This window comes from Acidobacteriota bacterium, from assembly GCA_040754075.1.
Taxonomy (GTDB): Bacteria; Acidobacteriota; Blastocatellia; order UBA7656; family UBA7656; genus JBFMDH01.
In genome coordinates this window covers 215,036-222,747 of sequence record JBFMDH010000010.1, presented here as the reverse complement: position 1 = coordinate 222,747, position 7,712 = coordinate 215,036, and the positions used below count along the sequence as shown (strand labels likewise).

The window sequence follows — 7,712 nt, the reverse complement described above, 5'->3', positions numbered from 1 at the left end:
GCTAACATACGGGCTCGAGGCACCAAGGGAGTCCGACCTGATTGACGCTGAGACTTCAAAGAGCATACTCCGACTCGATCCATTTTTCATCGTTGGTTGTGAATCAACCATTCATGACAGCTAACATCAATCCGAATTTTCCCGGAGTAGGCATCTCCCCGCGCAACATCAGCGGGTGCATAAGCCCCATCTGCGGAATCATCACCAGCCCTGCTAAAATGGCTGAACCCAGGGAGAACACGACTCCTTGCATGACGGGTGGCCAGTCGAATGTAGACCAGAAGAAATAGGCATAAAAGACCGCCCAGATCGCCCCAACCATAGCGTGAAGCGCCATACCAACTGGCCACCATAACCACGTGGGCGACTGCCCGAACATCATCGTTCCCAGCACGTAGACGATGTCTAAAAGCGGCAGGCGCAGCGCAATTAGTATGCGCACGGTCAACTCCCACACCAGCGCACCGGCAACTCCTGCCAGAATCGCTTTCCCAAACGCCACCCGGCGAATCATACCGATCCAGTCCTTCCCCCGCCTACGAAAGCGATGGCTTGCCTTTCCGGGTAAGCCACTTTAGCGGCAATGGCATAGAGCAACCCGCAAGTCATCGTCGCGAGTGTGCCCGAACAACTGAATTTCTGCTTCGCCCACACCTTGAACTGCCGGGCGATCCAGATCGTTAGGGTTCCCGAAACGGTTGAAATGATTGCCTTATCACTGGCAAATTCCACTAATTCCCAGGCGGCGCATTGCGGTTTTATCGGCACCTCATTGCCTGAGTGCGCATCAACTCCGATTCTTGCCAGTCTTTCCACTCGAACCGGAAATCCGTCTGGAACTGTGTTTCGGATTGTCGCATACATAAGCTCTTATACCTCGCAAGAGCATCTGCCCACGAAGCAGGTAGCTCTAACTGAGTTGTTGCTGACCTGACTCAAGCGGGTTGTTGCCGGATTGATAATTGGCTGCACCTTGCTCATAGGCTTTCCAACCCATACATCACGTTGTCCGGCTCGCAGCGGAAATCCGCGTCTACAGCCAACAGGCAGCCAATCAGCTGTCCGATCCCTATACACGTTAATCAGCGGATGGAGGTGCTTGAAGGCAAAGACAAACGTTTGGTCGGAGGTACAGCTATCGATGCCGTTGGCGCACTCAATGCGGCTGGAATGCCATTTCTGCATTAACGAGCAGCCGTGCAATCGCAGGACGGAATAACCGCTCTGCGCACGAAGTTGATAGTTGTTCCCTGCGGCTTGATTTGCCTGCACGTGAAACCATCAAACATGAAATTGCTCAACTCTTCCTGCCGACCGTAAAGGGGTCGCCGATGAGCCAGCGCCAGGTTCCATCGGGTTGGCGGCGGGCGACCTCAATCGCATACACCATCATCGGCTGCGGCTCCGACACTTGCCACTGCGTGTGCATCAGTGCGATGTCGCCCGCCTGAACAACCTGCTTAATGGTGAAATCGAAGCGCGTCTTCAAGGCAGATTGCGAAGCCAACTGCTCTCGCAACTCTTGCCTGCCCTGCGTGGCTTCGCCGGATTGCTTCAGAAAAACTGCCTCTGGGTCGTATAGGCTCAGCACTGCGTCAAGATCGCCTGCTGCCATGTACTGTTGGAAGAGGCGGCAGATGTCTTCGGGACTCTTTGCTGGCATGGTTGTACCTCCTTTCTTGTTTGGAGCGACGGGCACCGACTGTCACTCAATGCGAAAACTTATCCGGCATACGCTCGCTTAATTTCATTGTTTCGCTACAAATCTTCTGTAACGAGTACAAGTTAGTGCAACAGCAAAAGTTATGCCGTACACCAATATGCCTGATTGGCGTAGTAACCTGTAAGTCGTGTCTTATAGCGATCTTACACTGTGGGAGTGTTTCTCGCCTGATCAGCGAAACGAGAGAATCAGCAATACGATAAAAGGCAAAGACCTGCCCATCGAGACCAGTACCCACGCCCCTAATAAAGCTTGTAGCGTAGCAGCAAGCCTTGCAAGAAAATTGCCATGTCGGGATGTAAGGGCATACGATGATGCACCTCAAACTTGGCAGCAAGAGATAGCACGGAAAGCTGTGGAAATCGAAATATGAAGATCATAGGATCAAAGGAAAAATCGCGGATTGCGTTTCGCGAAATTCATCGTGAAGCTTTGGGTGATGATTTGTTAGATGAGTTACTTAAAACTGGCGAACCGCTGTGGAGCCTGTTGGTGAAAAATCGAAAAACGGAAAATACTAGAGACAACTTGAAACGATAACCTCTGAGGCTTAATTTTCTAAAACCGGATTTGCTTTTTAAATGGCTTTTAAAGCGTTTTAAGAGATTAAACCACCTGAGACTCCATTTTCACCTTAAAAACCTCTTAAAACCGATTTAAACGCCATATCAGACCGGTTTAATTTACTTGATATCTGTTTTTTTCTTTCAAAGCCAAAGCCATTGCCAGCGATTCATCCCATTTGAGACCTTCGCGTTCAATTTTAAATTTTAAATCTTCGAGCAGGTCGGATTCCTGATAACTTGCATCCCCCAGATGTAATGCCAATAATTCCTCCAGGGCTTCATACAGTTTTATCGCTAACGGCAACCGAGGGTGTTCACATTTCAATTTTTCACCATCACGACCACTGATATAGCGCAGGTCGTCATCGTTGCAGTCAGGACATTTGACGGGGGCGAGCGGTTCTGGTGATTTTTTCAGAAATTCTTCGATTAACTCATCAGCTTCTCCTGAGCGGAATATTGTCGTGGCATAACCGCCGGGGTTTACTATGCCTTTACCCTTAACTCCAAGATATTCGGCAAACCTCAAACACTCGCCCAATGAGAACCTTGATTTCCCCTTACTTTCCAGGTCTGTCGGCTTGTCATTTTTTTCACGAACCGGAAGGTTTACAGGCGGCTTGCCTTTGTCAAAAAATTCAGAATCATTCTTGGCAAAAGACCTTCGCAGATGAGTAGCCAAGAATGCCGGAACTGAAGAAATTCCCTTGGCATTTTTTGCGGCATTTTCTAATTCCGTGGCGATTAAGGTTGCACATTCATTCCAGCGGGAGACCTCCTGTGGATTTATTGGAATTTTTTCCCCAAGAATCTTTTCCGCACACACAAGAATAATCCGAGCAAATTCCTTTTCAACTGTGTGTGTGTATATATCATCATCAATACATGTATTATATAAAGTATTAGGATGACCAGAAACTTCTGATTTTAAAGAGGATAAGGTTATACTAGATATACTACTTTCTAGTATATCTAGATTATCTAGTTTCTGGGTAGGGCTAGTTATACTAGGTGTACTAGATGTACTAGTATAACTAATAGCGATTTCTTCAGGTGTAAAAATTTCATAAGAATTGCCTGCAAGTGACCCGACCGAGGGGAGAACCCGTAATAAACCGATGCTCTCCAGGTGAGTTATTGCCGCATCTACTGTCACCATCGAACCGATTCCTGAGCCATTTTTGATGTCCTTGCGCGAACGTTTAATAATACGCACAGGATTAATTGCCCCTCTTGAAACACTCCATAAATAATCCCAGACTTGTTTACTTTTTCCCTTGAACACGCCGCTCGCCATAATTTGACGAGTAACCGAATTGGGAACTCTTTGAAAATCTCTTTCTGGCGCTATGGATTCAATTTGAGGAATATCCCTTTCAGCTTGCGGTTTAAAAGATTTTTTATCACTGACGGTTTTAGCTTTACTAGATGTACTAGGTATTCTAGATGTACTAGGTGAGCTAGATATACTAGATATACTAGGTGTACTAGTAGTGATCTTTTTAGTTTTTGTAGATTGAGCTTTAGCTGGAGCGATAGAGGATGATTGAGGAGGGTTTAATTCCTTCAAATCTCTAAAGGTGACATACTTCTTTTGCTCGCTCATGATACCTCTTTAACCGCTGCCATAGTTCCGGTGTTTGAGCGTGATAGGAAGGCTTCCTCTTCGGAGGGACGGACAATGTCTGAGGCGGCAAGTTCGACCAGGTCAGCAGGAATGGTTTTTAAATTATTAATCCTCGCGTATTGAACAGACATGGCGCAAAGTTTAATCGCTTCACGCGGGACTCCCTTAGACCATTGGTAAATGGCACTGGTGGCAGTCGCTTCAAAGGGATTTTCAACGCCCGCAACTCGACAACGGAAACTGATCATTTCGCCAATCTCTTCAAGTGTCAGGGCGTCGAGCGTTGAAGAGACAGCGATTCGACTGACCAGTGCCCGTTTAGTTTTATCGGCAAGTTTATACCGCAATTCTACTTGACCAGCCATCACAATTGAAATTAGTTTTGTTGTATCTGTTTCAAAATTAAGAATTTGACGGATTTGCTCGAACATTGGCCCGCGCAACTGCTGCGCTTCATCTATAAACAAAACGGTGTTTTTACCTTCCTTGTACTGCTCTACTAAAAAGCCGCGTAATTCATATTCGGTTTCTCGCAGGCTTCGCCGGGTCGGAATTCCAAATTCCGTGCAAATCGCTTTTAAAAAGGCGGTTTCAGAGGTTTGTTTAGGGTTTACCATAAACGCAACCGTATAATCCGATGAATCGATATATTCATTAAATAAAAGCCTTAGCAGTGAAGTTTTGCCAAGTCCCACATCGCCGATAATAGTGGTCAGCCCTTGGCGTGAACGGATAACATATTTGGTTTTGGTTATCGCGGCGTGAATCGATGGTGTAATGAAAAAAAATCTGGGGTTTGGCGATATTGAAAAAACAGTTTCAGGTATCATAACCGGCTCATGTATCATAGAATGGTGGCGAAATTCAATTAAAAAAGGAAGGGGGGTAGCAGAATTGGCTGAAAGGTCACCCTTCGTTTGATGAATTACAGAAACTGATTTTAACCGAAATTATTTTCCAAGGATTGAAGATGCGCCTGAAAAGGTAAAAAAATAATTGAGCATCAATTAGAAAAATAATTGCTCTGTCAGGCAAAACAGCAAAGCTTTATGATTCGGTTTTTCAGTTTCAGTCCGAAAAAATTTTTAAAGGGAACGATTTTAAGTTGGTGATTTTGTTCAAGCTGATAGAAAATGCTTCAACGATTAACGACCGCGAAACCAAGGGCAGACTCAGGAAAGCTCGGTCTAAAAAAATTACGGAAAATTATTTGATGATACGCAAAGCCTTTTTAATGAAACTGCATCACGGCAATCAGGAAGAATATCAACAGCGCCACAACCCCATCTGGAAAGCGTTGGAAGATACTTTGAAGACACATGGGGTGAATCATTATTCCATCTTTTTAAATCGTCAAACTGACGAACTGTTTGCCTATGTTGAAATTGAATCCGAACAATTATGGAATCAAATCGCTGATACAGAGGTGTGTCGTCACTGGTGGGATTATATGAAACCACTAATGCTCACCAACCCGGACAATAGCCCGTTTACAATTGCGCTTGATGAAGTTTTTCACCTTGATTGATTAACCGTTTCTATAAACTTGCATGCCAATCAATTCCTGAAAGTAAGGATGAAGAATAAGGAATTATCGCGAAGAAGATTTATAAAAAGCCTTACGGCATCCGCGACAGTAATTCATCTCGAAAAGGATAATTTTCTTGCAGAACCCGTGCGCGGTGAAACCATTAATCGATTTGCACTGGTTAATCGTCATCAACCGAGCATTCGCAAACTTGATCCGCTTTCGCCGCTATCGCTTGGCAATGGAGAATTCGCTTTTACGGCAGATATTACCGGTCTTCAATCTTTCCCAGAAGCGTATGAGAAAACCATGCCGCTGTGCATGATGGCACAATGGGGATGGCATACGACGCCTTTGCCATCAGACATCGAAGCGAAAGTTCTGCAACTAACCGAATACGAAATCCCTGGGCGCAAGGTCGGTTATGCAACCCGTAGCGAAGGGCAGCAGAAACTTTATAACTGGCTACGAGAAAATCCGCATCGCTTGCACCTCGGACAAATTGGCTTCCAATTTAAAAGTGCCAATGGCAAAGACACTCGCGTCTCTGAGCTGACAAACATTGAACAAAGGCTTGATTTATGGGCCGGCAATTTGACCAGCCATTTTCAATTTGAGGATAAACCTGTTGAGGTTAAAACCGCTGTCCATCCCCAGATGAATTTATTAGCAGTTGCCATTGATTCACCCTTGTTCCTGGAAAACCGCCTGGCGATTCGTATGGCTTTTCCTTACGGTTCACCCGATATGCAAGCGGCTGACTGGTCAGCAACCGACCGTCATCAAACCACAATCATTCGACAAACTCGTGATGGAATTTCCCTTCATCGCCAATTAAACAGAGATGAATATTTCGCTAATCTGAATTGGAAGGGTGCAGCAACCTTCGCACAAATCCAAGCCCACACCTTTTTACTAACGCCGCAAAAATCTTCAACCATATTTAGCTTTGTCATTGCGTTTTCACCAAAAAGGATAACTCAGCCCTTACCCACAACTGCCGCAACGTTTTCCGCGAGCGCAAAGCATTGGCAGATATTTTGGAGCAGAGGCGGAGCCATTGAACTTGCCGAAAGCCGAGATTCCCGAGCCATTGAACTGGAACGTCGCGTCGTGCTTTCACAATATCTCACGGCGATTCAATGTTCAGGTTCGCAACCGCCGCAGGAAACCGGACTCACGGTCAATAGCTGGTACGGCAAATTTCATCTGGAAATGCACTGGTGGCATGCTGCACATTTCGCCTTATGGAATCGCCTGCCACTACTGGAAAAAAGTCTCGCCTGGTATGAGAAAATTTTGCCTGCGGCTCAAAAGCTTGCGCGTTCGCAAGGGTATGCGGGCGCGCGTTGGCCGAAAATGGTTGGACCTGAAGGGCGCGATAGCCCCTCACCAATTGGCCCATTACTGATCTGGCAACAGCCACACCCAATCTTTTATGCGGAGCTTTGTTATGTCGCCAAAGGTGGTCGCAATACCCTTGAGCGTTACCGCAAAATGGTTTTTGAATCGGCGGAGTTTATGGCGTCCTTTGCTTTTTTCGATGTGAAAAAGCAAGGTTATGTTCTTGGACCACCAGTTATTCCGGCTCAGGAAAATCACCCGCCGCGTGAAACCTGGAATCCAACTTTTGAATTAGCATATTGGAACTACGGATTAAAAACCGCGCAACGCTGGCGCGAACGACTGGGTATGAAACGCCATCCGCTCTGGGACGCAGTGATTGACAAACTCTCTCCCTTACCCATTCAAAACGGCTTATATCTGGCGCATGAAAATTGCCCGCAAACGTTTACCGAACGCCATCACGACCACCCTTCAATGCTTGGCGCGCTGGGCATCTTAAACGGCGATAAAGTTGACCGCGAAACCATGCGTCGGACGCTCCATCAGGTGATGAAGCATTGGCAATGGGATAAAACCTGGGGTTGGGATTATCCGATGACCGCCATGACGGCTGCACGATTGGGTGAACCCGAAATCGCCATTGAGGCTTTGTTGATGAACACTGAAAAGAACGGTTATTTGCCCAATGGTCATAATTATCAACGTCCGAATCTTCCATGTTATCTGCCTGGCAACGGCGGCTTGCTATATGCTGTTGCCATGATGGCTGGTGGTTGGCAAGGTGCGCCACATACCCAGGCACCGGGTTTTCCAACCGGTGGCTCCTGGACAGTTCGCCGGGAAAATTTGAATGCGCGCCTACTCAAAGTTATTTGAGGTTCACAAATTCCAAAAAACTGAATAAAGTTACGCAAATTTAAA

Annotated in this window: 8 protein-coding genes; 3 read left to right on the top strand and 5 right to left on the bottom strand. The window is 46.3% G+C overall.

Annotation, left to right across the window (positions count from 1 at the left end; all coding sequences use genetic code 11):
- Window positions 1–103: 103 nt before the first annotated feature.
- From AB1757_13425 to AB1757_13415, 3 genes are all read right to left on the bottom strand, one after another.
- Window positions 104–514, bottom strand: coding sequence for a hypothetical protein (locus AB1757_13425; protein MEW6128035.1), 411 nt, complete (start codon window positions 512–514; stop codon window positions 104–106).
- Window positions 511–816, bottom strand: a complete 306-nt coding sequence (locus tag AB1757_13420) for a thiamine pyrophosphate-dependent enzyme (GenBank protein ID MEW6128034.1) — start codon at window positions 814–816, stop codon at window positions 511–513. Before AB1757_13420 ends, AB1757_13425 begins: the two co-directional genes overlap by 4 nt.
- A gap of 481 nt (window positions 817–1,297) precedes the next feature.
- Window positions 1,298–1,663 (bottom strand): nuclear transport factor 2 family protein, encoded by a 366-nt coding sequence (locus tag AB1757_13415; protein MEW6128033.1) that lies wholly within the window; start codon window positions 1,661–1,663, stop codon window positions 1,298–1,300.
- 429 nt (window positions 1,664–2,092) lie between these two features.
- Here AB1757_13415 and AB1757_13410 point away from each other — a divergent pair, with 429 nt between their 5' ends.
- Window positions 2,093–2,263 (top strand): hypothetical protein, encoded by a 171-nt coding sequence (locus tag AB1757_13410; protein MEW6128032.1) that lies wholly within the window; start codon window positions 2,093–2,095, stop codon window positions 2,261–2,263.
- A 138-nt stretch (window positions 2,264–2,401) separates the two neighbouring features.
- On the opposite strand, the gene AB1757_13405 is transcribed toward AB1757_13410, so the two are convergent.
- Both AB1757_13405 and AB1757_13400 read right to left on the bottom strand, forming a co-directional pair.
- On the bottom strand, window positions 2,402–3,895 hold the full coding sequence (locus tag AB1757_13405) for a hypothetical protein (GenBank protein MEW6128031.1): 1,494 nt from the start codon (window positions 3,893–3,895) through the stop codon (window positions 2,402–2,404).
- On the bottom strand, window positions 3,892–4,746 hold the full coding sequence (locus AB1757_13400; GenBank protein MEW6128030.1) for an AAA family ATPase: 855 nt from the start codon (window positions 4,744–4,746) through the stop codon (window positions 3,892–3,894). The genes AB1757_13405 and AB1757_13400 overlap by 4 nt, the downstream gene beginning before the upstream one ends.
- Before the next feature lie 383 nt (window positions 4,747–5,129).
- Here AB1757_13400 and rhaM point away from each other — a divergent pair, with 383 nt between their 5' ends.
- Together rhaM and AB1757_13390 are read left to right on the top strand one after the other, a co-directional pair.
- Window positions 5,130–5,444, top strand: coding sequence for an L-rhamnose mutarotase (gene rhaM / locus AB1757_13395; protein MEW6128029.1), 315 nt, complete (start codon window positions 5,130–5,132; stop codon window positions 5,442–5,444).
- A gap of 48 nt (window positions 5,445–5,492) precedes the next feature.
- The gene (locus AB1757_13390; protein ID MEW6128028.1) at window positions 5,493–7,667 is read left to right on the top strand and encodes a glycoside hydrolase family 65; all 2,175 of its coding nucleotides are present in this window, start codon (window positions 5,493–5,495) and stop codon (window positions 7,665–7,667) included.
- Window positions 7,668–7,712: the final 45 nt, after the last annotated feature.